Origin of the sequence: Streptomyces durmitorensis (assembly GCF_023498005.1) — a bacterium.
GTDB classification, from domain to species: Bacteria; Actinomycetota; Actinomycetes; order Streptomycetales; family Streptomycetaceae; genus Streptomyces; species Streptomyces durmitorensis.
The window spans coordinates 8,679,899-8,703,874 of sequence record NZ_CP097289.1; the positions used below are offsets into that span (position 1 = coordinate 8,679,899).

Here is a 23,976-nt window from a genome sequence, read left to right on the forward strand (position 1 = left end):
TCGCTCATGCCCCCCATCCGGCCTGCTCGCCGCCCACGCGGTCCTTGACGATCTGCTCCTGCCAGCCTGACTGCTGATAGGCCCTCATGGGATCCGGGTCCAGCCCCGAGTCCTCCCTGACTTCTGCCAGTAGGGGACGGACGTCCGTGTTGTAGGCGTCCATCAGGACCGCGTTGGAGGCCAGGACATCGCCGGTCCGCTGGGCCTCGGCCAGCGCGTCGGCGTCGACGAGGAGTGCTTTCGCCGTGGCCTCCTGCACGTTCATCACCGAGCGGATGATCGCGGGGATCTTCGCCTCGATGTTGTGGCACTGGTCGAGCATGAACGCGATGTCGGAGGTCAGGCCCCCGCCGCGGACGACCTCGTACATGATCCGGAAGAGCTGGAAGGGGTCCGCGGCGCCCGCCATCAGGTCGTCGTCGGCGTAGAAGCGCGAGTTGAAGTCGAAAGCGCCGAGGCGGCCCTCGCGCAGGAGCGTGGCGACGATGAACTCGATGTTGGTGCCCGGGGCGTGGTGGCCGGTGTCGACGACGACCTGGGCCTTGGGCCCGAGCTTCAGGCAGTGCGCGTACGCCGTGCCCCAGTCCGGGATGTCCGTCGCGTAGAAGGCCGGCTCGAAGAGCTTGTACTCGATGAGCATGCGCTGGTCGTCGCCGAGGCGGTCGTAGGTGGTGCGCAGGGCCTCCGAGAGGCGGTCCTGGCGGGTGCGGATGTCGTCCTGGCCCGGGTAGTTGATGCCGTCGGAGAACCACAGCTTCAGGTCGCGTGAACCCGTCGCGTCCATGATGTCGACGCACTCCAGGAGGTGGTCGAGCGCCTTGCGCCGGACCGCCGGGTCCGGGTTGGTGACCGAGCCGAGCTTGTAGTCGTCGTCCTGGAAGACGTTGGCGTTGATCGCGCCGAGCGTCACACCGCGTTCGCTGGCGTACTCCGCGAGCGCCGCGTAGTCGTCGACCTTGTCCCAGGGGATGTGCAGGGCCACCCTGGGCGCCACGCCCGTGTGGGCGTGCACCCGGGCGGCGTCGTCCAGCTTCTCCCGGGTCGTGCGGGGGACACCTGGCTGCGCGAAGACCTTGAAGCGCGTACCGGAGTTGCCGTACGCCCAGGACGGGGTCTCCAGGGCCTGGGTGGTGAGTGCCGCTTTCACGGCGTCCTTGCTGGTTCCGGCGGTCATCGCGCAGCCTTCCGAAAGAGCGGTCGAGGTGGGTCAGTTGGAGAAGCGGTGTGTGCCGGAGGCCGCGGCGAAGACGGCGCAGCCGTCCTCCAGCCGCAGGAACTCCGTCGTGCCATGGGCTACTTGGGTTCGTCTGTCGGCGGGGATCCATACCTCCGCCGTCGTGTTGGCGGGCAGGGTCAGCGTGAGGCGGAAGCCCTCGGAGTCCGTCTTCCAGTGGGTGGTTACCGGCCCGTAGAGCGCGTCGAAGCTGCCCTGGGCCTCGGTCACGCCGCCGCCGGGGCGCGGGCGGACGAGGATCTTGCGGAAGCCCGGGTCGGCCGGTGCGATGCCCGCGATGTTCGCGTACATCCACTCGCCCACCGAGCCGTAGGCATAGTGGTTGAAGGAGTTCATGCCGGCGTCCTGGAAGCTGCCGTCCGGCTTGATGGAGTCCCAGCGCTCCCACATCGTCGTGGCGCCCTTGTCGATCTGGTAGCCCCAGCTGGGGAAGGACCGCTGGACGAGGAGGCGGTAGGCGACGTCCGTGTGGCCGGTGGCCGTCAGGACGGGAAGCAGCCGCGGGGTGCCCAGGAAGCCCGTCGACAGGTGCCATTCCTTGGACTTGATGAGCTCCACCAGACGGGCGGCCGCCGGTGCGCGGTCGCTGTCGGCGAGCAGGTCCATGGACAGGGCCAGGACGTACGCGGTCTGCGTGTCGCCCTTCACCCGGCCGCCGTCGGTCACGTACGCCGCCCGGAAGGCGTCACGGACGCTGCCGAAGAGCTTCTTGTACGGGGCCGGGTCCTTGCCAAGCGCTTCGGCGGCCCGGGCGACGAGGTCGGCGCTGTGCGCGAAGTAGGCCGTGCCGATGACGTCCTTGGGCGTCTCGTCCTGGATGTTGAGCCAGTCTCCGTAGCCCTCGGCGGGGCGCAGATATCCGGAACTGTGCTTCTCCAGGTAGTCGAGCCACTTCAGCATCGAGGCCCAGGAGTGCTCCAGGACGCGCGTGTCCCCGTACGCCTGGTAGAGCGCCCAGGGGACGGTGACTCCGGCGTCGCCCCAGCCGGCCACTCCCTTGCCGACCGTGCCGACGAACGGGGCCACATCGGGGAAGGCGCCGTCGTCGGGCTGCCCGTCGCGCAGGTCGTCGAGCCACTTGGTGAGGAAGCGCGCCGACTCCATGGTGTAGGCGGCGGTCGGAGCGAAGACGTTGATGTCACCGGTCCAGCCGAGCCGCTCGTCACGTGCCGGGGTGTCCGTGGGGATGGACAGGAAGTTGCCGCGCTGGCCCCATGTGATGTTGCTGTGCAGCTGGTTGAGCATGGGGACGTTCGTCTTGAAGTCCATCGTGAAGGGCGCCGATGTGTGGATGACGCGGCCCACCACGGCGTCGCGTGGTGGCTTGCCCGGGTAGCCCGTCACCTCCACGTAGCGGAAGCCATGGAAGGTGAACCGCGGTTCGAAGGTCTCCTTGCCGCCGCCCTTGAGCGTGTAGGTGTCCGTGGCGCGCGCGGTCCGCAGGTTGGTGGTGTAGATCGTGCCGTCGGGGTTGAGCACCTCCGCGTGGCGCAGCTGGACCTTCGTGCCGGCCTTCCCGGAGACGGTGAGGCGGACCGCGCCGACCATGTTCTGGCCGAGGTCGAAGACGAACACTCCGGGCTTGGGCTCACTCACCTTGCGGGTGGAGATCTCGCTCTCCACGCGCGTGTGCCCGTCGATCTGGGCGACGACAGCGGCCTTGACCTTCTCGACGGCGTCGGCCGCGATCCAGTCCGAGTCGTCGAATCCGGCGCGCGTCCAGCCCGCCGTCTCCAGGCGGGCGTCGTAGTCCTCGCCCGACAGGAGGTCGGCTGCGGTCACCGGGCCCGTGGCGGTGCGCCAGTCGGTGCCGGACAGCACGCGGTCGGTCGAGCCGTCGGTGTACGTAACCTCCAACTGGCCGAGGAAAGCGGGGCGTTCGCCGTACTGATGCGGGCCGAACATACCGACGTTCCCCGTGTACCAGCCGACCGCGACCGTCACGCCGAGCGCATTGGCGCCGGACTTGAGCTGCCTGGTCACGTCGTACGTCTGGTACTGGACCCGCTTGTCGTAGTCGGTCCATCCGGGTGCCAGGCGGTCGTCGCCGACGCGCTCGCCGTTCAGCCAGGCGTCGTAGAGGCCCAGGGCCGTGGAGTACAGCCGGGCCCGCGCGACGGTCTTGCCGGGGCGCAGGCGGAACTCGTGGCGCAGCTGGGCGGCGGGACAGTGGTGGGGGGCGACCTTGCCCCAGGGGCCCGAGCCCCAGGGGGCGAGGACCTTCGACGCCGCCCAGGAGCCGTCGTCGTACTCCGCCGACCGCCAGTCTCCCGAGGGCTCCTTGTCGGTGGCCTTCCACGTGCCGTCGGTGGCCAGGGTGTGCACGCCGTCCGCGGTCGTCACTTCGAGCAGGCCGAGCAGACCGGCGGGGCCGGTCGTGGCATTGGTGGCCGAGACGGCGACGACCGCCGCGCCGGGGCGCAGTTGGGCGGTCACGTCGACGACCGCGGGGCGGCGCCAGTTGTCGGCGGCGCTGTCCGCTTCGGCGTGCGCCACCCGCGTGCCGTTCACGTACGCGGTGTAGCCGTCGTCGGCCGTGGTGACCAGGCGCGCGCGAGTGACCCCTTCGGGGACGTCGACGCGGCCGCGGAACCAACGGGTGGCCGCCGGGGCGCTGTTCGCGGGGTCCCCCTCGGGGAACCAGATCCACGAGGCGTCGTCCAGGGCGGGCGCGCCGACGAGGGACGCGGGTGCGCCGATCCACCGTGCCGTCCAGTCCTTCTCCCCAAAGAGCCCGGTCTCCCACCAGGAGGGCTCACTCCACTCGGAGGCCGTGCCCGCGCTGTCCCAGACCCGCACCGACCAGTAGTAGCGCGTACGGGACTTGAGGTCGGGGCCCGCGTAGGGGACCAGGACGGAGTCGCTCGACGCGACCTTGCCGCTGTCCCAGACGTCGGGCTCGGCGAGGCGGCCCGGGGTGGTGGCCACGCGCACGTGGTAGGCGCTCTGTGCCTGGCCTTCCTTGGTGGACGCCAGGGGCCAACTCAGCCTCGGGCGGGGCACGTCGAGACCGAGGGGGTGTCTCACGTACTCGACGGTCGGTCTGGTCACGCGTAGGGCCCGGCCCCCTGCGGAAGGGGCGGCGTGGGCGGTCGGAACTGCCCCGGCGGCCATCGCCGTTCCCAGGGCGGCCGTGGCGGTGGTGCTGAGCAGTCGTCTTCTGCTGATCACAACTTGACTCCGTAACGACTCGACGATGAATCGTTTCACGAGAGGCGAAGCTAGGGAGAGCGCTGGCTGATGTCAAGGGGGCTGGTGTGCTTCACCCTTGGTGCATCAAGTGGCGACAGGATTTTCAAGGCACGCCCATTGACGCCGTAGTTGGCGCGGGTTTAGCTTCCCTGAAAATTGATTGAAACCTTTCACGCCGGGTGTCCGGCGGGTGACTCCTGATGACGCCCGCCGCCGCACGCCCGGTGTCTGATCCCCCATGCCAGAAGCCGCATGCCCTTCGTGACCGATCGGTGCTACGTATGAGAGAGCCCCCCGTCCTTGCCGTGCAGGGCCTGAGCAAGTCCTTCGGGGCCGTGCGCGCCCTGCACGACGTCTCCCTGGAGCTGTACGCCGGTGAGGCGCACGCCCTCGCGGGCGAGAACGGCGCAGGGAAATCCACCCTCATCAAGACCCTCGCCGGGGTCCACAGGCCGGACACGGGAGAGCTGACGCTCGACGGGTCCCCGGTCGTCTTCCACGGCCCCGGCGACGCCAGGGACGCGGGCGTCGCCGTCATCTACCAGGAGCCGACGCTCTTCCCCGACCTCTCCGTCGCGGAGAACATCTTCATGGGGCGCCAGCCCCGCCGCTCGCTCGGCCGCGTCGACCACAAGGCCGTGCACGCGGCGGCCGAGGCGCTCTTCAAGCGCCTGGCCGTGGACCTCGACCCCGATCAGCCCGCGCGCGGGCTCTCCATCGCGGACCAGCAGATCGTCGAGATCGCCAAGGCGCTCTCCTTCGACGCCCGGGTCCTGATCATGGACGAGCCGACCGCCGCCCTCACCGGAAGCGAAGTGGCCCGCCTCTTCGGCGTCGTGCGCACCCTGCGCGAACAGGGCGCCGCGGTGCTTTTCATCTCGCACCGCCTGGAGGAGATCTTCGAGCTGTGCCAGCGCGTCACCACGCTGCGCGACGGCGGCCTGATCGCGAGCGAGCCGCTCGAAGGCCTGACCGAGGACGATCTCGTACGCCGCATGGTGGGCCGCGACCTCGACGAGCTCTACCCGAAGCAGGACACCCAGGTGGGCGAAGTCGCCCTCAGCGTCCGCCGGCTGACCCGCGAGGGCGTCTTCACCGATGTGTCGTTCGACGTGCGGCGCGGCGAGATCGTCGGGCTCGCGGGCCTCGTCGGGGCCGGGCGCAGCGAGGTCGCGCGGGCCGTCTTCGGCATCGACAAGTGGGATGCCGGAACGGTCGAGGTGCAGGGAAAGGCGCTGCTCAACGGCGCACCGAGTACCGCCATGGCCGCCGGGCTCGCGCTCGTCCCCGAGGACCGGCGCGCCCAGGGCCTGGTGATGGACATGTCCATCGAGCGCAACATCGGGCTCACCGGACTGCGTACGACGGTGCGCGCGGGCCTCATGGACCGTGGCGCCGAACGCAGCCGCTCGCTCGACTGGGCGGTGCGGCTCCAGGTGAAGTACGCGCGCATCGCCGACGCCGTAGGCACCCTGTCCGGCGGCAACCAGCAGAAAGTCGTCCTCGCCAAGTGGCTCGCCACCAGGCCCCAGGTGCTGATCGTGGACGAACCGACCCGCGGCATCGACGTCGGCACCAAGGCCGAAGTGCACCGTCTCCTTTCCGAACTCGCCGCCGAGGGGGTCGCGGTCCTGATGATCTCCTCCGACCTGCCCGAGATCCTCGGCATGGCCGACCGGGTCCTCGTCATGCACGAAGGGCGGCTCACCGCCGAGATCCCGCGCGCGCGGGCGACCGAGGAGTCCGTGATGGCCGCCGCCACAGGGAGGACGGCATGAGCGTGACCACCCAGAGCCCGGCACCCGCCGTGGATCCGGAGAAGGCCGGGGCGACCCGGCTCGTCGACCGCGTGTTCAAGATGCGCGAACTGGCCATCCTGCTGGTCTTCCTGGTGATGATCGGCATCACCCAGGCGGGCAACAGCGAGTTCCTCTCCGAGCAGGGCATCAAGGACCTGCTCCTCAACGCGACCATCCTCGTCCTCGTCGCGACGGGACAGGCACTCGTCGTCATTACCCGCAACGTCGACCTGTCCGTCGGCTCCACGCTCGGGATCAGCGCCTTCGCCGCCGGCAACCACCTCCAGGGCGGCGGCGACTCGACGGTCGCGATCCTCCTGGCGGTCGCGCTCGGCGTCGGCTGCGGTCTGCTCAACGGGGCGCTGGTCAGCCTCGGCCAGGTGCCCGCGCTCGTCGTGACGCTCGGCACCCTCTACATCATCCGGGGCGTCGACTCCATCTGGGTCGGCTCCCGGCAGATCACCGCGTCCGACCTGCCGGACGGCTTCGTCGACTTCGGCTCCGGCGGGATCTCGGCCGTGCCGTATCTGGCCCTCATCGCACTCGCCGTCCTGGTCGCCGTCGCCTACTACCTGCGGCACTTCGGCGGCGGACGCGAGCTCTACGCCCTCGGCTCCAACCCCGAGGCCGCGCGCCTCGCCGGCATCCCGGTACGCAAGCGCATCCTCGCCGCCTACACCGCGTGCGGAGCGCTCGCCGGACTCGCAGGCGCGCTCTACCTGGCCCGCTTCGGCAACGTCGACTCGGCCACCGGCAACGGCTATGAACTCACCGTCGTCAGCGCCGTCGTGGTCGGTGGCGTCGTCTTCACCGGCGGCTCCGGCAGCGTCTACGGCGCGGCGCTCGGCGCTCTGCTCCTGACCTCCATCAACAGCGTGCTTCCCGCGCTCGGCGTCAGCTCCGTGTGGGTGCTCGCCATCAACGGCGTGCTGCTCGTCCTGGCCATCGCCGTCGACCGGATCGTCGCCCTGCGCGTCGCCAAGGCCCTGAAGAAGAGGAACGCCCGCCATGGCTGACCCCAAGGCTGACTCCCACGCCAACCGGCTCACGCTCACGCGCGCCGTCCGCTGGGACACCGTTGTCGGCGCTCTCCTTGTCGTACTCCTGCTGATGTCGTTCTCCTTTGTCGACGGTTTCGGGAACGCCCTCAACCTGTCGTTCCTCATCGGCAACACGCTGCCCATCGCGCTGATCGCCCTGCCGATGACGCTCCTCGTCGTCTCCGGAGAGATCGATCTCTCGGTGGCCTCGACGGCGGGGCTCTCCGGAGCCGTGATGGGCGCGCTCTGGAACGCCGGGATGGCCATCGAGACGATCATTCCGCTCGTTCTCCTCATCGGAGTCGTCTGCGGCCTGGTCAACGGCCTCCTGGTGACGCGTCTCGGGCTGCCCTCGCTCGCCGTCACCATCGGCACCATGGCCGCCTACCGGGGCATCGCGCAGATCGTCCTCGGCTCGGACGCCGTCACCGACTTCCCCTCGCAGTACTTGGACTTCGCGGCCGGACAGGTCGGCGACACCTTCCTGCCGTACGCCTTCCTGCCCTTCCTCGCGCTGCTCGCGATCGCCGTCGTCGTCCTGCACGCCACGCCCTTCGGGCGCTCGCTCTTCGCGATCGGCGCCAATGAGGAGGCGGCGCGGTTCGCCGGTGTCCGCGTCAAGCGGCACAAGCTGTGGCTGTTCGTCGCCACGGGACTGATGGCCTCGCTCACGGGAATCTTCTGGGCCCTGCACTACGCGAGCGCCCGCTACGACAACGCCACCGGGCTCGAACTGTCCGTCGTCGCCGCCGTACTGCTCGGCGGCATCGACTTCGACGGCGGCAAGGGGACCCTGGGCGGCGCGATCGCCGGAGTCTTCCTGCTCGGCGCCCTGCAGAACGCGATGAGCCTGCTCAACGTCTCCGCACAGTCGCAGATCGTCGTCACCGGTGTGCTGCTCGTGGTGTCCGTGCTCGGGCCGCGCGTGGCCCGGCAGATCGCCGTCGCCCGAGCGGGCCGCCGCGCCGCCGCTCCGGCCCGCTGAACCCCTCGTACCGTCGACACGTCCGAAAGGGACCAACGATGCTCTCTCCCCGCCGCTCTGTCCGCCGCTCCGCCCTCACCCGCGCCTGCGTGACACTGGCCGCCGTCACCTCGCTCGCCCTCACCGCCACCGCCTGCGGCGGCACCACCAAGGAGTCCTCGAAGAACGACGACGCAGGCAAGGCCTCGAACGCCAAGGCCGACCCGGACGCGGCCACCAAGAAGGGCCTCACCGTCGCCTTCCTGCCCAAGCAGGTCAACAACCCGTACTTCACCGTCGCCGACAAGGGCGGCGAGAAGGCGCTCAAGGAGCTCGGGTCGACGTACAAGGAGACCGGCCCCAACAGCGCCACCGACACCAGCGGACAGGTCTCCTACGTCAACACGCTCACCCAGCAGCAGGTCGACGCCATGGCCGTCTCCGCACAGGACCCGGGCGCCCTGTGCACCGCCCTCAAGCAGGCCATGAAGAACGACATCAAGGTCGTCACCTACGACTCGGACACCAACCCCGGCTGCCGTGACGTCTTCGTCTCGCAGTCCAGCGCCGAGGCGCTCGGCCGCACCCAGGTGGAGCTGCTGGGCAAGCAACTCGGCTACAAGGGAGACATCGCGATCCTCTCCGCGGCCCAGACCGCGACGAACCAGAACACCTGGATCGGCTTCATGAAGGACGAGCTGAAGAAGCCCAAGTACAAGAACATGAAGCTGGTGAAGACCGCCTACGGCAACGACGACGCCCAGCAGTCCTTCCAGCAGACCCAGGGTCTCCTCCAGGAGCACCCGAAGCTGGCCGGGATCATCTCGCCGACGACCGTCGGCATCAAGGCGGCGGCCCAGTACCTTTCGGGATCGAAGTACAAGGGCAAGGTGAAGCTCACCGGCCTCGGCACGCCCAACGACATGCGCCAGTACGTGAAGAACGGCACCGTCGAGGGCTTCGAGCTGTGGGACCCGGCCAAGCTCGGCGCGCTCGCCGCGCACACCGCCGTGGCCCTGAAGTCCGGCCAGATCACGGGCAAGAAGGGCGAGGAGTTCGAGGCGGGCGACCTCGGCAGCTTCACCATCGGCGACAAGGGAGTCGTCGATCTCGGCGAACCGACCGTTTTCGACAAGAAGAACATCGACCAGTACAAATTCTGAGGGGATCGCAGGCGGCGGCGCACAAGGCGCCGCACGAGCAACGGAACAAGGGGACGCATGGTCGGCATCAAAGACGTGGCCAAGCACGCCGGAGTGTCGGTGGGCACGGTGTCGAATGTGATCAACCGCCCGGACGTGGTCTCCGAGGAGACCCGCCACCGGGTGCAGTCCGTGATCGAGCGGCTCGGCTACGTCCGCAGCGAGTCCGCACGGCAGCTGCGCGCGGGGCAGAGCCGCATCATGGCGCTGCTCGTGCTCGACATGGGCAACCCCTTCTTCGTGGACGTCGCGCGCGGTGCCGAGCGGGCCGCGCGCGACGCGGGGCTGCGCGTCATGATGTGCAACAGCGGACAGAGCCCCTCCGAAGAGGCCGAGTATCTGGCGCTCTTCGCCGAACAGCGGGTCCGGGGCGTCCTGCTGACCCCGGCGGACGCCACCGGACGCAACATCGAGGCGTTCCGCAGGCACGCCATCCCGTTCGTCCTGGTCGACCGGGTCGCCGAGGGCGCCACCGAGTGCTCCGTCTCCGTGGACGACGTCCTCGGCGGTGCGCTCGCGGTGCGCCATCTGGTGGACACGGGGCACCGCAGCATCGCGTACGTGAGCGGCCCGCCCGGACTCAACCAGGTGAAGGACCGCAGGCAGGGAGCGCTCCAGGCCCTGGCCGAGGCCGGTCTGCCGGCGTCGGCGCTGCGGGAGCTGCCCACCGAGCGGCTCGACGTGGCCGCGGGACGCGACGCGGGCGCCCGCGTCCTCGGTCTCGCCGAGCGGCCGACCGCCGTCTTCTGCGCCAACGACCTGCTCGCCCTCGGGGTGCTCCAGGCGATGTACGCGGCCGGAGTGAGCGTGCCCGAGGACATCGCCATCGTCGGCTACGACGACATCGAGTTCGCCGCGGCCGCCGTCGTCCCGCTCACCTCCGTGCGCCAGCCCGCCATCAAGATGGGCGCGATGGCCGCGGAACTCCTCCTGGAGGAGACCGAGTCGGACGCCGAACCGGAGGAGCACGATCACCGGCGCGTGGTGCTCCAGCCGGAGCTCGTCGTACGGCGCTCCAGCCTGACACCCCGCTGACCGCCCCCGCGGCGAGTGTGCTGAACTGGGCGAAGTGTCCCGTTCCGCACGCGCCCAGGAGCCCCCTTGACCATCACCGCCTCCTACCGTCAGCCCGGTGTGGTCCTCACCGACCACCGCTTCTCCGTGCCCCTCGACCACGACGACCCGGCGGGGGAGCGGATCGAGGTCTTCGCCCGCGAGGCCGTGGCGAGCCGGCACGAGAGCGCCGACCTGCCGTGGCTGGTCTATCTCCAGGGCGGCCCGGGGTGCGGGGCCAACCGGTTCGCGGGCAAGGAGGCATGGCTGGGCAGGGCCCTTCAGGACTACCGGGTGCTGCTCCTGGACCAGCGCGGAACCGGCAGCTCCACTCCGGCCACGCGCCAGACGCTCCCGCTGCGCGGCGGCCCCCGCGAACAGGCCGACTACCTCACGCACTTCCGCGCCGACTCCATCGTCCGTGACTGCGAGCTGATCCGGCGCGAGCTGACCGGCACCCCCTGGACCGTGCTCGGTCAGAGCTTCGGCGGCTTCTGCGCGACCCACTACTTGTCGGCGGCCCCCGAAGGCCTGCACACCGCCCTCATCACCGGCGGCCTGCCCACGCTCGACGGCCACGCGGACGACGTCTACCGCGCCGCCTACCCGCGCATGGAACGCAAGAGCGCAGCCCACTACGCCCGCTACCCCCAGGACGTCGAGCGCGCCCGCCGCATCGCCGCCCACCTCGCCGAGCACGAGCCGGTCCTGAACGGCGGCTACCGCCTCACCGTCGAGGCGTTCCAGTCCCTCGGCATGCTGCTCGGCACCAAGGACGGCAGCCACCGCCTGCACTACCTCATCGAGGACGCCTTCGTGCGGACGCCGTCGGGGCCCGCCCTGTCCGACGCGTTCCAGGAAGGCGTCCAGGCCGAACTTTCGCTGAGGAACCGTCCGCTCTTCGCGCTGATGCACGAGACGATCTACGGCCAGGGCGAGCGGCCCACCGACTGGTCGGCACAGCGGCTGCGCGGCCAGTTCCCGCAGTTCGACCCGGGCAAGGCACTCGCCGGTGACGCGCCGCTGCTGTTCACCGGGGAAGCCGTCCAGCGCTGGCAGTTCGACTGCGACCCGGCCCTGCGGCCGCTGCGCGAGACCGCCGAGATCCTCGCCGCACACACCGGCTGGGCGCCCCTGTACGACACGGCACGCCTCGCCGCGAACGAGGTGCCGGCCGCCGCCGCCATCTACCACGACGACATGTACGTCGACACCGACCACTCCCTGCACACCGCCCGCTCCATCCGCGGCCTGCGCACCTGGGTCACCGACGAGTACGAGCACGACGGCCTGCGGGTGGGTTCACCGCGCGTCCTCGACCGGCTCCTCGCCCTCGCCCGGGGCGAGGTCTGAGGCCTCCGCGACAGGACCCGCGAAGCTAGGCTGCGGGCATGACAGAGCCGTTGGACGTGAACGACCAGCTCACCCCCATGCCCGAGGACTGGCAGCGGGCCCTCGCCGTCGTGGCCCACCCGGACGACCTGGAGTACGGCTGCTCGGCAGCGATCGCCGGATGGACGGACGGCGGCCGCGAGGTCGCCTACCTCCTGGCCAGCCGTGGCGAGGCGGGCATCGACACCCTCGACCCCGCCACGTGTGGGCCGCTGCGCGAACGGGAGCAGCGGGCGAGCGCGGCCGTCGTCGGCGTGTCGACCGTGGAGTTCCTCGACCACAAGGACGGCGTGATCGAGTACGGTACGGCGCTGCGCCGCGACATCGCCGCCGCGGTGCGCAGGCACCGGCCCGAGCTCGTGATCACGCTCAACCACCGCGACACGTGGGGCGGCGTGGCCTGGAACACCCCGGACCACGTCGCCGTCGGCCGCGCGACGCTCGACGCGGTGGGGGACGCGGGCAACCGCTGGATCTTCCCCGAGCTGATCGAGGAGGACGCCCTCGAGCCCTGGAACGGCGTGCGCTGGGTGGCCGTCGCCGGTTCGTCGTCGCCCACGCACGCGGTGGACGCCACGGTGGGGCTCGAGCGCTCCGTGCGCTCGCTCCTCGAACACCGCGCGTACATCGAGGTGTTGACGCAGGAGGACCCCGAGAAGTACTGCCGCGAGTTCCTCACCGGCAACGCCCAGCGGGTGGCGCCGCGCTTCGGCGGGAAGCCCGCGGTGTCCTTCGAGGTCTTCAGCCGCTGAGCCGCCGCCACTACGCTGACGGGACGTCAAATATCTGACGGGACGTCAGAAACGTAGGCAGGAGCTGATGCTGGATGATCGACACCATCGGCACGGACATCCCGGAGGGTGAGGAGCGGCTGCGCCTCGACATCGAGGACGGCCTGGGCATCCTCACCCTCTGCTACCCGCAGAAGCTCAACGCGTGGAGCTGGGAGGCCACGCGCCAGCTCGGCATCTTCGCCGACCGGATCCGCTTCGACGACTCGATCCGGGCGGTGCTGCTGCGTGCGGAGGGGCGGGCGTTCTGCGCCGGGATCGACGTCACCGCGCTCAATGGCGGTGCGATCGAAGGCCGTTCGGTGTCCGAGCGCACCCGCAACTACTACGAGGGCATGCGCTGGGTCCATGAACGCTTCCGTACGTTCGCGCGCCTCCCGCAGCCGGTCGTCGCCGCCGTGCAGGGGTACTGCCTGGGGTTCGGCTTCGAACTCGCGCTGATGGCGGACGTGCGGATCGTGTCGGACGACGCGGTGTTCGCGCTGCCCGAGGCGCAGATCGGCGTCGCGGTGGACGCGGGCGGTGACCTGCGCATCGCGCGCGACGCGGGCGCGGGCTGGGCCAAGCTGCTCTCGCTCACCGGGCGCCGCATCGACGCGGCCACGGCCGAGCGGCTGCGGCTCGTACAACTCGTCACGCCGGTGGACGAGTTGACCAAGGCGGCCCGCGAGGTCGCCGCGGAGATCGCGGCGAACGCCCCGCTGGCCGTCCAGGGCATCAAGCGCGGCATCGACGCGTACGCGGACGCGGGGATGGACGCGGCCCTCGACCGGGTCGCGCTGAACGCGGCGATCACGCTGACGTCGGAGGACTCGCGTGCCGGGTACGCGGCGAAGGGAGAGCGGAGGGCGGCCACGTTCGAGGGGAAGTAGGCCCGGGGATACGAGGGGACGTGGGCGGGCCCGGGAAAGGGCGGGCCCGGGACAGGCCCTTCCCCGGGCGGGGGCCTACCCCTCGAAGGGGCCTCGCCCCATCTGCTCGCGCACCGTCACCACCTCCGGGCTCACCAGACCGCGCCGCTGCCAGTTCGCGCCGTCGACCACCAATGTGTGCCCGGTGATGAAGCGGGCGTAGGGCGAGGCGAGGAAGGCCGCGGCCCAGCCCAGTTCACGCGGGGCGCCGACGCGGAGGGCGGGCTGCCGGGAGCTCAACTCCCGCTGCCGGTCGCCCGACGCGTGTTCCTGCGCGGGCGTCGCCCGGTCGAGGTTGCCGCGGATGTCGGCGGTCATGTCCTCGTGCGGCATCAGGCCGGGCACCAGGCCGTTGACCTGGATGCCGTACGGACCCCACTCCACCGCAAGGCTCTCGACGAGACTCTTCACGCCCGCCTTGGCCGCCGCGCTGTGCGCGAAGCCGGGGCCGCCCGTCCACGCGTACGACGCCCCGATGCTGATGACGGAGCCGGGCGTGCCGGCCGCGAGATGGCGGCGGCCGAACTCCCGCGTCATGAAGAACGTCCCGCTCAGTGTGATGTCCACGACCGAGCGCCACGCGTTCGGGGACATGTCCTCGGCGGGCACGGGGAAGTTCGCCGCCGCGTTGTTGACCAGGACGTCCGGCAGTCCGTACGCCTCCTGCGCAGCGTCGAAGACCTCGGCGACGCGGTCGGGGTCCCGGATGTCGCACGGCACGGACGTCACTCGCCCGCCGAGGCCCGCGAGTTCGTCCCGCGCCGCCTTGAGCCGCTCCTCCTTGCGGCTCGCGATCACCAGATCCGCCCCGAGCCGCGCGAACTCCGCGGCGATCGCCTTCCCGAGGCCTGTCCCGCCGCCGGTCACCAGGACGACCGTCCCGTCGTACGTCCCGTCCGGCAGCGCGCTCGCGCCGGCCGGGGCGGGCGCCGGAAGTCCGTGCGGCGGTGGCGTTGGTTCACTCGCGTGGTCCGTCATGGCGGCATCGATATCGCGGAACGCCTCACATCTCCATGCCCGTAAGGGACGTCCCCGCACTGTGGCGCGCCGCCACGGTCTCGCCGATGCGGTATTGACAATCAACTTTGCCGATACTGCAATGGAGTCATGACGGACAGCAGGGCAGTGGAGCAGACGGAGCACGAAGACGACGGCGCGAATCTGGACGGCGTGCTGGCCGAGGTCGGCCCCCGCCTGCGGCGAATCCGCAAGGAACGTGGCGCGACGCTCGCGGGTCTCGCCGCCGCCACCGGCATCTCCGTGAGCACCCTCTCCCGCCTGGAGTCCGGGAACCGCAAGCCCAGCCTCGAACTCCTGCTGCCCATCGCCCGCGCCCACCAGGTCCCCCTGGACGAGCTCGTCGGCGCCCCGCCCGTCGGCGACCCACGGGTGCGGGCCAAGCCGATCGTCCGCCACGGCCGCACGATGGTGCCGCTGACCCGGCAGCCCGGCGGCCTTCAGGCGTACAAGGTGTTCGAGCCCTCCCGCTCCATCGAGCCCGAACCGCAGACCCATGAGGGATACGAGTGGCTGTACGTCCTGTCCGGACGGCTGCGGCTCGTGCTCGCCGATCATGACGTGATCCTCACGGCGGGCGAGGCCGCGGAGTTCGACACCCGTCTTCCGCATTGGTTCGGCTCTACGGGAGAGGGGCCCGCGGAGTTCCTCAGTCTGTTCGGGCCGCAGGGTGAGCGGATGCACGTACGGGCGCGGCCCACTCAGCGGCCCTCTCAGCGACCCACCCCGCGGGCCGATCGGCAGAAGCGCGAAGCGGACTGACGAGACGGTTCCCCTGCCTGCAAGCGACCGCTTAGTATGCGACGGAGCTTGGTCTACGAACGCCCCGTGGAGGCCCCGCATGCAGGCATGGCAAGTGCACCAGAACGGCGAGCCGGGCGCGGTGATGCGCCTCGAAGACGTGGACCGGCCGGTGCCGGGCGACGGACAGCTGCTCCTCAAGGTCCGCGCCGCCAACATCAACTTCCCCGACGCCCTGCTCTGCCGCGGGCAGTACCAGGTCACGCCCCCGCTGCCGTTCACACCGGGCGTGGAGATCTGCGGCGAGACCGAGGACGGCCGGCGCGTGATCGCCAACCCCGCCCTTCCGTACGGCGGCTTCGCCGAGTACGCGATCGCCGACGCGGCGGCCGTCCTGCCCGCGCCTGACGCCCTGGACGACGCGGAGGCCGCCGCGCTGCACATCGGCTACCAGACCGGCTGGTTCGGCCTGCACCGCCGCGCGCACCTCCAGGCGGGCGAGACCCTCCTGGTGCACGCGGCCGCCGGCGGCGTCGGCAGCGCGGCCGTGCAGCTCGGCAAGGCGGCGGGCGCCAAGGTCATCGGTGTGGTGGGCGGGGCGGCGAAGGCCGAGGTCGCGCGCGAGCTCGGCTGCGACGTGGTCGTCGACCGCCGTACGGAGAACGTGATCGGCGCCGTGAAGGAAGCCACCGGCGGCCGTGGTGCCGATGTCATCTACGACCCCGTCGGCGGCGACGCGTACACGCAGTCCACGAAGTGTGTCGCCTTCGAGGGGCGGATCATCGTCGTCGGCTTCGCGAGCGGCGTCATCCCGACGCCCGCGCTCAACCACGCACTGGTGAAGAACTACGCGGTGCTCGGCCTGCACTGGGGCCTGTACAACGCCAAGGACCCGCAGGCGATCCTGCGCTGCCACGAGGAGCTCACCCAGCTCGCGGCCAAGGGCGCGATCAATCCGCTCATCAGCGAGCGCGTGCCCCTGAGCGACGCCGCCGCGGCCGTCCAGCGCGTCGCCGACGGCGTCACCACGGGACGCGTGGCCGTGGTCCCCGAGGGAGGCGACGCATGACGGACGGAGCCGAACTGCGCCGCCGCGCGCAGGAGTTCCTCGCCGCGTATCCGCCGGACGGCACCGAGCGCGCGGAGTTCCTGAAGGCCCGCTTCGACGCGGGGCTCGCCTGGGTGCACTACCCGGAAGGGCTCGGCGGCCTCGGCGCACCGCGGTCCCTCCAGGCCGTCGTGGACGCCGAGCTGGAGGCCGCGGGCGCGCCCGACAACGACCCGCGCCGCATCGGCATCGGCCTCGGCATGGCGGCGCCGACGATCCTGCGCTTCGGCACGGAGGAGCAGAAGCGCAGCTTCCTGCGGCCGCTGTGGGTCGGCGACGAGGTGTGGTGCCAGCTCTTCAGCGAGCCGGGCGCCGGCTCCGACCTCGCCGCCCTGGGCACGCGCGCCGTCCGTGACGGCGACACCTGGGTGGTCAACGGGCAGAAGGTGTGGACGTCCGGCGCGCACGCCGCCCGCTGGGCCATCCTCATCGCCCGCACCGACCCGGAGGTGCCCAAGCACCGCGGCATCACGTACTTCGTCTGCGACATGACCGACCCGGGCGTCGAGGTGCGCCCGCTGCGGCAGATCACCGGCGAGGCCGAGTTCAACGAGGTCTTCCTCACGGACGTGACGATCCCGGACGCGCACCGCCTCGGTGAGATCGGCGACGGCTGGAAGGTCGCGCAGACCACCCTCATGAACGAGCGCGTGTCCATCGGCGGCGCCCGCATCCCGCGCGAGGGCGGCATGATCGGCCCGGTCGTGGAGGCCTGGCGCGAGCGCCCCGAACTGCGCACGCACGACCTGCACCAGCGGCTCCTCAAGCTGTGGGTCGAGGCGGAGGTCGCCCGGCTCACCGGGGAGCGGCTTCGCCAGCAGCTCGTCGCCGGGCAGCCGGGTCCCGAGGGCTCGGGCATGAAGCTGGGGTTCGCCCGCCTGAACCAGGAGATCAGCGGCCTGGAGGTGGAACTCCTGGGCGAGGAAGGGCTGTTGTACGAGGACTGGACGATGCGGCGGCCCGAGAAGGTCGACTTCGTCGGCCGTGACGCGGGCTACCGCTATCTGCGGGCCAAGGGCAACAGCATCGAGGGCGGCACGAGTGAAGTGCTGCTCAACATCGTCGCCGAGCGTGTCCTCGGGCTGCCGTCCGAGCCGCGCACCGACAAGGACGTCGCCTGGAAGGATCTGGCCCGTTGAGTACGCAGACCACACAGAGCCCGCAGCCCGCGCAGCGCGACCTGCTGTACTCCGAGGAGGAAGAGGCACTGCGGTCGGTGGTGCGCGGCCTCCTCGCCGACCACTGCGACGCCACCGCCGTGCTCACGCGCACCGAGTCCGCCGAGCCGCACGACCGCGAGCTGTGGAAGGCGCTCACGGACGGCATGGGCCTCGCGGGCCTGCTCGTGCCGGAGGAGCTCGGCGGCCAGGGGGCCACGCACCGCGAAGCCGCCGTCGTCATCGAGGAGTTGGGCCGCGCTGTCGCGCCCGTGCCTTATCTGACCAGTGCCGTGATCGCCACCGAGGCGCTGCTGGCCTGCGACAGCGACGCGGCGCGGGAACTCCTGGGCATGCTCGCCGCCGGACGCACGGTCGGCGTGCTCACCGTGCCGCTGGCCACTGCCCCGGGTGGCGCCCTGCCCGACGTGCGCGCGCAGGACGGGGCCCTGCGCGGCAGCGTCCCCGGTGTCGCCGACGCGGTCGCCGCCGACGTGTTCCTCGTGCCGACGAGTGCGGGGCTCTTCGCGGTGGACGCGACGGAGGACGGCGTCACCGTCGCGCCGCAGACCTCGCTCGACCTCACACGCCCGCTCGCCACGGTCACCTTCGAGGGGGCACGCGCGCGTGCCGTCGGTCCGGAATCCGGACCCGCTGTACGGCGGGGTCTGCGGGCGGGAGCCGGGCTGCTCGCCTCCGAACAACTCGGCCTCGCCGACTGGTGCTTGACCGAGACCGTGCGCTACACGAAGGAACGCACCCAGTTCAACCGGCCCGTCGGCTCCTTCCAGGCGCTCAAGCACCGGCTCGCCCAGCTCTGGCTGGAGGTGGTCAACCTCCGCGCCGCCGCCCGCAACGCGGCCGACACCCTGGCCGCCGGCAGTGCGGACGCCGATGTCGCGGCGGCTCTCGCGCAGGCCTACGCGTCCCCCGCCACGGTGCACATCGCCGAGGAGGCGCTCCAGCTGCACGCCGGCATCGGCATGACCTGGGAACACCCCGTCCACCTCTACCTCAAGCGGGCCAAGTCCGACTCCATCGCGCTCGGCTCGGTGGGGCGCCACCGGGAGGAGCTGGCCGCACGCGTGAACCTGCCTGCTCCCTGATCCGGCGGCCCCGCTCCCCGTGATCGTTTCGGTACGGCCCGTACGTTTTACCCACCCATTACATGAGGCATAATTGCGACCCGTTCGCAATAACGTTTGATCTTCAGTAGGGGTGTGGAGCATGAGGGCCCGATCGATACGGGGTACGGGCGCGATAGCGGCGGCCGCCTCACTGGCGGTCGCCGCTTCGGCCTGTTCGGCGCCGGGTGACGGCAAGAACGCGGGCGGCGCCAAGGACTCCGCGGTCGTCGGCATCGCGTACGAACCGGACACCCTGAGCCCGCTCCTCGGCTACGGCAAGGACGGCAACTCCAAGATCTTCGACGGTCTGCTCACGCACGACGCCGACATGAAGCTCAAGCCCGCGCTCGCCGCCGGGCTCCCCGAGGTCGGCGACGACGGCAAGACGTACACCTTCAAGCTGCGCGAGGGCGTCAAATTCAGCGACGGCAAGCCCTTCACCTCCAAGGACGTCGTCTTCACGTACGAGACGATCCTCGACAAGAAGACGAACAACGCTGCCAAGACCGAGCTCGACGCCGTCAAGAACGTCGAGGCGAAGGGCGACGACACCGTCGTCTTCCACCTCAAGTACCCCTACGCGCCGTTCGCCGAGCGCACCGTCCTGCCGATCGCGCCCGAGCACATAGCCGGCAAGCAGGACGTGAACACCGGCGAGTTCACCACCAAGCCCGTCGGCACGGGCCCGTACAAGCTCGTGAAGTGGTCCAAGGGCGAGAAGCTCACCTTCAAGGCCAACCCCGCCTACTGGGGCGGCGCGCCGAAGGTCAAGAACTTCACCATGGCGATCATCAAGGACGACGACATCCGCGCCACCCGGCTCGACGCCGGTGAGCTCGACGGCGCTATCCTGCCGCCCAACCTCGCGAAGAAGTACGAGAGCGACGGCAACAAGAAGTCGTACGCCGCCAAGACCTTCGACTACCGCGTGGTGACCCTGCCCACCGGCAACAAGGTCACGGGCGACACCGACATCCGGCGTGCGCTCGACACCGGCGTCGACCGCAAGGCCATGGTCGACTCGATCCTGGACGGCGCGGGCAAGGAGGCCTACGGGCCCGTACCGACCGACAGCCCCTGGTTCACCAAGGGCACGGAGCGGAAGCTCGACGCCGCCAAGGCCAAGAAGATCCTCGACGACGCGGGCTGGAAGCCGGGCAAGGACGGCATCCGCGCGAAGGACGGCGTCCAGGCCGAGTTCCCGCTCTGGTACCTCTCCGGCGACAAGCTCCGCCAGGACCACGCGCTCGCCTACGCCTCCGACGCCAAGAAGCTCGGCATCAAGGTCGAGGTGCAGGCAGGCACCTGGGAGGTCATCGAGCCGCGCATGCCCAAGGACGCGGTCCTGGCGGGCGGCGGCTCCCCGGCCGACCCGGACTTCGACCAGTACACGCTCCTGAAGTCCTCGCTCGCCGGTGACGGCTTCAACAACATGGCGCACTACGACAACCCCAAGGTCGACAAGGCGCTCGACGAGGCCCGCGAGAGCGGCGACCACGCCAAGCGCCAGGCCGCGTACGACACGATCCAGCGCGAGCTGGTCAAGAACCCGGGCTACACCTTCCTCACGCACATCGACCACCTCTACGTCGTCGACAAGCGTTTCGGCGATCTGACCACCCAGATCGAGCCGCACGACCACGGCCTCGCGTCGGGTCCGTGGTGGAACGTCGAGGACTGGCAGCCGAAGCAGTGAAGTCCGCGCTCCACAAGCTCCCCTGGGGGCCGATGGCGCGCATGACGGGACGGCGGGCCCTGTTCGCCGTCCCGGTCCTGCTCGCCGTGACGTTCGGCGTCTTCGCGATCGCCGCCGCGTCGCCCTTCGACCCCGTCAAGGCGTACGCGGGCACGGCCGGGCTCACCGCGTCCCAGGAGAACCTGGACCAGCTGCGCGCCAACCTCGGCGTCGACCAGCCCCTCGCGCAGCGCTGGTGGGAGTGGCTGACCGCGGCCGTCAGCGGCGACCTCGGGGACTCCAGCACCCTGCGCCAGCCCGTCGCCGATGTCATCGGCGAACGCATCGGCTGGTCCGTGCTGCTCGCCGCCACCGCGTTCCTGCTCGCGATCCTCGTCGGCACCACGCTCGGCGTGCTCGCCGCGCGCCGCCCCGGCGGCTGGCTCGACCGCGCCGTGACCTCGCTCGCGTACACGCTCGAAGCGGCGCCGCCGTTCTGGATCGGTCTCCTCGCCGTCTGGCTCTTCGCCCTGAAGCTGGGCGTGCTGCCCTCGGGAGGGCTGACGGACACCGCGAGCTCGGCCGTGACCGCCGGGCAGGTCGCGAGCCACCTCGTGCTGCCCGCCGCCGTCCTGGCCATCTCGCAGCTTCCGTGGTTCGTCCTGTACGTACGCCAAGGGGTCGGCGACGCGCTCGGCGACGACCCCGTCCGGGGCGCACGCGCGCGTGGCCTCGCCGAGCGGACCGTCCTCCTCGGGCACGCCCTGCGCTCGGGCATGCTGCCGGTGCTCACGCTGATCGGCTCGCGCGTGCCCGAACTGATCACCGGGGCGCTCCTGGTGGAGACCGTCTTCAGCTGGCCCGGCATCGCGGCGGCCACCGTGTCGGCAGCGACCGCCGTGGACTTCCCGCTGCTCGCCGCGCTCACCGTCCTCGCGACGGTGGCGGTGCTCCTGGGCAACCTCCTCGCCGACCTCCTTTACGGGCTCGCCGACCCGAGGGTGGGATTCGATGGCTGAGACGACGACCTGGCGCGCCTCCCTGAGGGGCGCCCCCAAGAGCTGCTCCACGCGCGCGTGGCGGGTGCGTTCCTCCGCGGTGATCGTCGCGGCCATCGTGCTCGCCGTGCTTCTCGTACCACCGCTGGTCAACCTCGACGAACAGGCCGTGAACCTCGCGGCCAAGCTGCAACCGCCCTCCTGGGAACACCCCTTCGGCACCGACGACGTGGGGCGCGACCTGCTCCTGCGCTGCGTGTACGGGCTGCGGGTCTCGCTCCTCGTGGGCGTGGTCGCCGCTGTCGTCGCCACCGTCATCGGCACGGCCGTGGGCGCGCTCGCCGCCGCGTCGGGCGGCTGGGTCGACCGGGTCGTGATGCGGCTCGTGGACGTCTTCTCGTCCGTGCCGCACCTGCTGCTCGGCATCTTCATCGTGGCGATGTTCCGCCCCGGCGTATGGCCGGTGGTCGTCTCGGTCGCGCTCACGCACTGGCTCTCCACGGCCCGCATCGTGCGCGCCGAGGTGCTCTCGCTGCGGTCGCGTCCGTACGTCGACGCGGCCATATCCGGTGGCGCGTCGCGGATGCGCGTCACCGTGCGCCATCTGCTGCCCGGCGTGCTCCCGCAGGCCGGACTCGCCGCCGTCCTGATGGTGCCGCACGCCATCTGGCACGAGTCCGCGCTGTCCTTCCTCGGCCTCGGACTCCCCACCCACCAGGCGAGCCTGGGCACGCTCGTGCAGAGCGCGCGCGGCTCGCTCCTGGCCGGGGACTGGTGGCCGACGCTCTTCCCCGGCCTGTTCATCATCGTGCCCACCCTGGCGATCGCGGGTCTCGCGGGCGCCTGGCGGGAACGGATCAACCCCCGGCGCCGATCGGAGCTGATGCTGTGACCGAGCCCGCCCCGAACCCGTCCCTCTCGTCCCCGGTGCTTTCCGTACGAGGTCTCTCCGTACGGTTCCGCATGCGTGGCGGCACCTTCGTCTCCGCCGTCACCGACGCCCACTTCGACCTGGCGGCGGGGGAGTGTCTCGCCCTCGTCGGCGAGAGCGGCTGCGGCAAGTCCGTGCTCGCCTCCGCGCTGCTCGGGCTGCTTCCGCAGAACGCGGAGACGGCCGGGTCCGCGCTCATCGGCGACGTGGACCTGCTGGCCGCCGACGAGCGCACTCTGGCCCGCACGGTCCGCGGGCGGCGTGTCGGTCTTGTACCCCAGAGCCCGGCCGCGCACCTGACGCCGGTGCGCACGGTGCGCGCCCAGCTGGAGGAGACCCTGCGGGAGCTCGCGGACGTGCGGCGCCCGCAGCTGCGCGAGGCAGCCGAAGCCGCCGCGGAGCGCGCCGCGTTCCCCGCCGGACACCTGGACCGCTACCCGCACGAACTCTCCGGCGGCCTCGCCCAGCGCGCCGCCACCGCGCTCGCGCTCATCGGCGACGCGCCGCTGCTGCTCGCCGACGAGCCGACGACGGGCCTCGACCGTGACCTCGTCGACCGTACGGTGGACGAGCTGCGGCGGCACGTCGGCGACGACCGCGCGCTGCTCCTGATCACCCACGATCTGGCCGCCGCCGAGCGCATCGCGGACCGCGTCGCCGTGATGTACGCCAGCCGCATCGTCGAACTCGCCGACGCCGAGGACTTCTTCGGCGCCCCGGGGCCACGCCACCCCTATGCGCGCGGCCTCCTGAACGCCCTGCCGGAGCGCGAGTTCACGCCGATCCCCGGCATGCCGCCCGAACTGTCCGCGCTGCCCGGCGGATGCGCCTTCGCGGCGCGCTGCTCCGGGGCGGACGAGGCCTGCGGGACCGTTCCCGAGCCGGTGGACGGGGTCGCCTGCCACCACCCCCATGAGGCGGCCGTCCTGGAGGCACCCCGTGCTTGAACTGCGTTCCATCACCGCCGGATACGACCGCCGCGCCCCCGTCATGAGAGGCGTGGACCTCACGGTCGCGCCCGGCGCCTCCGTCGGCCTGCTCGGCCCCAGCGGCTGCGGCAAGTCGACCCTGGCCCGGGTCGCCGCCCTGCTCCACAAGCCCGACGCGGGCCGCGTCGTCATCGACGGCGAGGCCGCCCGAGGCTGGCGGCACCGCGCACCCCGCGCCCAGCGCACCGCCTTCGGCGTCGTCTTCCAGCAGCCCCGCCTCTCGGCCGACCCGCGGCTCACCCTCACGAACCTGGTCGCCGAGCCGCTGCGCGCGGCCGGGCGCGGCAGCGAAGCCGCCGAGCGGGTCAGGGAGCTGGCGGCCACGGTCGGCCTCGGCGAGGACCTCCTGGGCCGCAGGCCGCACGAGGTGAGCGACGGCCAGCTGCAGCGCGCCTGCCTGGCCCGCGCCCTGGTGCTCCGCCCGCGCTGGCTGATCTGCGACGAGATGACGGCGATGCTGGACGCCTCGACGACGGCGGCACTCGTGCACGCCGTGGAGGAGTACCGCCGGGAGAGCGGCGCCGGGCTCCTCGCGGTCGGGCACGACCGGGTGCTTCTCGAGCGGTGGTGCGAGCGGACCGTCCACTGGGACGAGCTGAGCGCTCCGCTGGAAGTGCGGTGACGGAGCCGCGGGCCGGTGAGGGCTGGTCGCGCA

20 protein-coding genes are annotated in these 23,976 nt (G+C 71.1%); 17 read left to right on the forward strand and 3 right to left on the reverse strand.

The features are described 5' to 3' along the window. Positions 1-4: 4 nt before the first annotated feature. Together rhaI and M4V62_RS38860 are read right to left on the reverse strand one after the other, a co-directional pair. A complete protein-coding gene (rhaI, locus tag M4V62_RS38855; RefSeq protein ID WP_249591891.1) occupies positions 5-1,174 on the reverse strand; it encodes an L-rhamnose isomerase in 1,170 nt (389 codons plus the stop codon). Positions 1,175-1,207: 33 nt separating this feature from the next. After that, positions 1,208-4,405 carry an alpha-L-rhamnosidase gene (locus M4V62_RS38860; protein WP_249591892.1) on the reverse strand — a complete coding sequence of 1,066 codons (3,198 nt, stop codon included), beginning with the start codon at positions 4,403-4,405 and terminating at the stop codon, positions 1,208-1,210. Positions 4,406-4,707: 302 nt separating this feature from the next. Between M4V62_RS38860 and M4V62_RS38865 the strand changes: the two genes are divergently transcribed. The 8 genes from M4V62_RS38865 to M4V62_RS38900 all read left to right on the forward strand — a co-directional run bounded on the left by M4V62_RS38865 (position 4,708) and on the right by M4V62_RS38900 (position 13,539). Further along, entirely contained in the window at positions 4,708-6,204 is a 1,497-nt protein-coding gene (locus tag M4V62_RS38865; RefSeq protein WP_249591893.1) for a sugar ABC transporter ATP-binding protein, read from the forward strand. After that, positions 6,201-7,241 (forward strand): ABC transporter permease, encoded by a 1,041-nt coding sequence (locus tag M4V62_RS38870; protein WP_249591894.1) that lies wholly within the window; start codon positions 6,201-6,203, stop codon positions 7,239-7,241. Before M4V62_RS38865 ends, M4V62_RS38870 begins: the two co-directional genes overlap by 4 nt. Next, positions 7,234-8,250: an ABC transporter permease gene (locus M4V62_RS38875; protein WP_249591895.1), complete on the forward strand. Its 1,017-nt coding sequence runs from the start codon at positions 7,234-7,236 to the stop codon at positions 8,248-8,250. Before M4V62_RS38870 ends, M4V62_RS38875 begins: the two co-directional genes overlap by 8 nt. A 38-nt stretch (positions 8,251-8,288) precedes the next feature. Then, the gene (gene rhaS, locus M4V62_RS38880; protein WP_249591896.1) at positions 8,289-9,392 is read left to right on the forward strand and encodes a rhamnose ABC transporter substrate-binding protein; all 1,104 of its coding nucleotides are present in this window, start codon (positions 8,289-8,291) and stop codon (positions 9,390-9,392) included. A gap of 57 nt (positions 9,393-9,449) precedes the next feature. After that, the gene (locus M4V62_RS38885) at positions 9,450-10,466 is read left to right on the forward strand and encodes a LacI family DNA-binding transcriptional regulator (protein WP_249591897.1); all 1,017 of its coding nucleotides are present in this window, start codon (positions 9,450-9,452) and stop codon (positions 10,464-10,466) included. A 72-nt stretch (positions 10,467-10,538) separates the two neighbouring features. Further along, positions 10,539-11,837, forward strand: a complete 1,299-nt coding sequence (locus tag M4V62_RS38890; protein ID WP_249593189.1) for an alpha/beta fold hydrolase — start codon at positions 10,539-10,541, stop codon at positions 11,835-11,837. 38 nt (positions 11,838-11,875) lie between these two features. Continuing rightward, a complete protein-coding gene (locus tag M4V62_RS38895) occupies positions 11,876-12,628 on the forward strand; it encodes a PIG-L deacetylase family protein (RefSeq protein WP_249591898.1) in 753 nt (250 codons plus the stop codon). Between the two features lie 74 nt (positions 12,629-12,702). Then, a complete protein-coding gene (locus M4V62_RS38900) occupies positions 12,703-13,539 on the forward strand; it encodes an enoyl-CoA hydratase/isomerase family protein (protein WP_249591899.1) in 837 nt (278 codons plus the stop codon). Between the two features lie 75 nt (positions 13,540-13,614). Here the strand turns inward: M4V62_RS38900 and M4V62_RS38905 are convergent, their stop codons facing one another. After that, entirely contained in the window at positions 13,615-14,556 is a 942-nt protein-coding gene (locus tag M4V62_RS38905) for an SDR family oxidoreductase (RefSeq protein ID WP_249591900.1), read from the reverse strand. Positions 14,557-14,685: 129 nt separating this feature from the next. Between M4V62_RS38905 and M4V62_RS38910 the strand changes: the two genes are divergently transcribed. From M4V62_RS38910 to M4V62_RS38950, 9 genes are all read left to right on the forward strand, one after another. Then, positions 14,686-15,357, forward strand: coding sequence for a helix-turn-helix domain-containing protein (locus M4V62_RS38910; RefSeq protein WP_249591901.1), 672 nt, complete (start codon positions 14,686-14,688; stop codon positions 15,355-15,357). A 79-nt stretch (positions 15,358-15,436) separates the two neighbouring features. After that, positions 15,437-16,405: an NADPH:quinone oxidoreductase family protein gene (locus M4V62_RS38915; RefSeq protein ID WP_249591902.1), complete on the forward strand. Its 969-nt coding sequence runs from the start codon at positions 15,437-15,439 to the stop codon at positions 16,403-16,405. Then, positions 16,402-17,583, forward strand: a complete 1,182-nt coding sequence (locus M4V62_RS38920) for an acyl-CoA dehydrogenase family protein (RefSeq protein WP_249591903.1) — start codon at positions 16,402-16,404, stop codon at positions 17,581-17,583. The genes M4V62_RS38915 and M4V62_RS38920 overlap by 4 nt, the downstream gene beginning before the upstream one ends. After that, entirely contained in the window at positions 17,562-18,707 is a 1,146-nt protein-coding gene (locus M4V62_RS38925) for an acyl-CoA dehydrogenase family protein (RefSeq protein ID WP_425575178.1), read from the forward strand. Before M4V62_RS38920 ends, M4V62_RS38925 begins: the two co-directional genes overlap by 22 nt. A 121-nt stretch (positions 18,708-18,828) precedes the next feature. Next, positions 18,829-20,424, forward strand: coding sequence for an ABC transporter substrate-binding protein (locus M4V62_RS38930; RefSeq protein WP_249591905.1), 1,596 nt, complete (start codon positions 18,829-18,831; stop codon positions 20,422-20,424). A 32-nt stretch (positions 20,425-20,456) separates the two neighbouring features. Then, positions 20,457-21,422: an ABC transporter permease gene (locus M4V62_RS38935; protein WP_249593190.1), complete on the forward strand. Its 966-nt coding sequence runs from the start codon at positions 20,457-20,459 to the stop codon at positions 21,420-21,422. After that, the gene (locus tag M4V62_RS38940; RefSeq protein ID WP_249591906.1) at positions 21,415-22,293 is read left to right on the forward strand and encodes an ABC transporter permease; all 879 of its coding nucleotides are present in this window, start codon (positions 21,415-21,417) and stop codon (positions 22,291-22,293) included. Before M4V62_RS38935 ends, M4V62_RS38940 begins: the two co-directional genes overlap by 8 nt. A gap of 71 nt (positions 22,294-22,364) precedes the next feature. Then, positions 22,365-23,279 (forward strand): ABC transporter ATP-binding protein, encoded by a 915-nt coding sequence (locus M4V62_RS38945; protein WP_249593191.1) that lies wholly within the window; start codon positions 22,365-22,367, stop codon positions 23,277-23,279. Continuing rightward, positions 23,272-23,943 carry an ABC transporter ATP-binding protein gene (locus M4V62_RS38950; RefSeq protein ID WP_249591907.1) on the forward strand — a complete coding sequence of 224 codons (672 nt, stop codon included), beginning with the start codon at positions 23,272-23,274 and terminating at the stop codon, positions 23,941-23,943. The genes M4V62_RS38945 and M4V62_RS38950 overlap by 8 nt, the downstream gene beginning before the upstream one ends. Positions 23,944-23,976 lie beyond the last annotated feature (33 nt).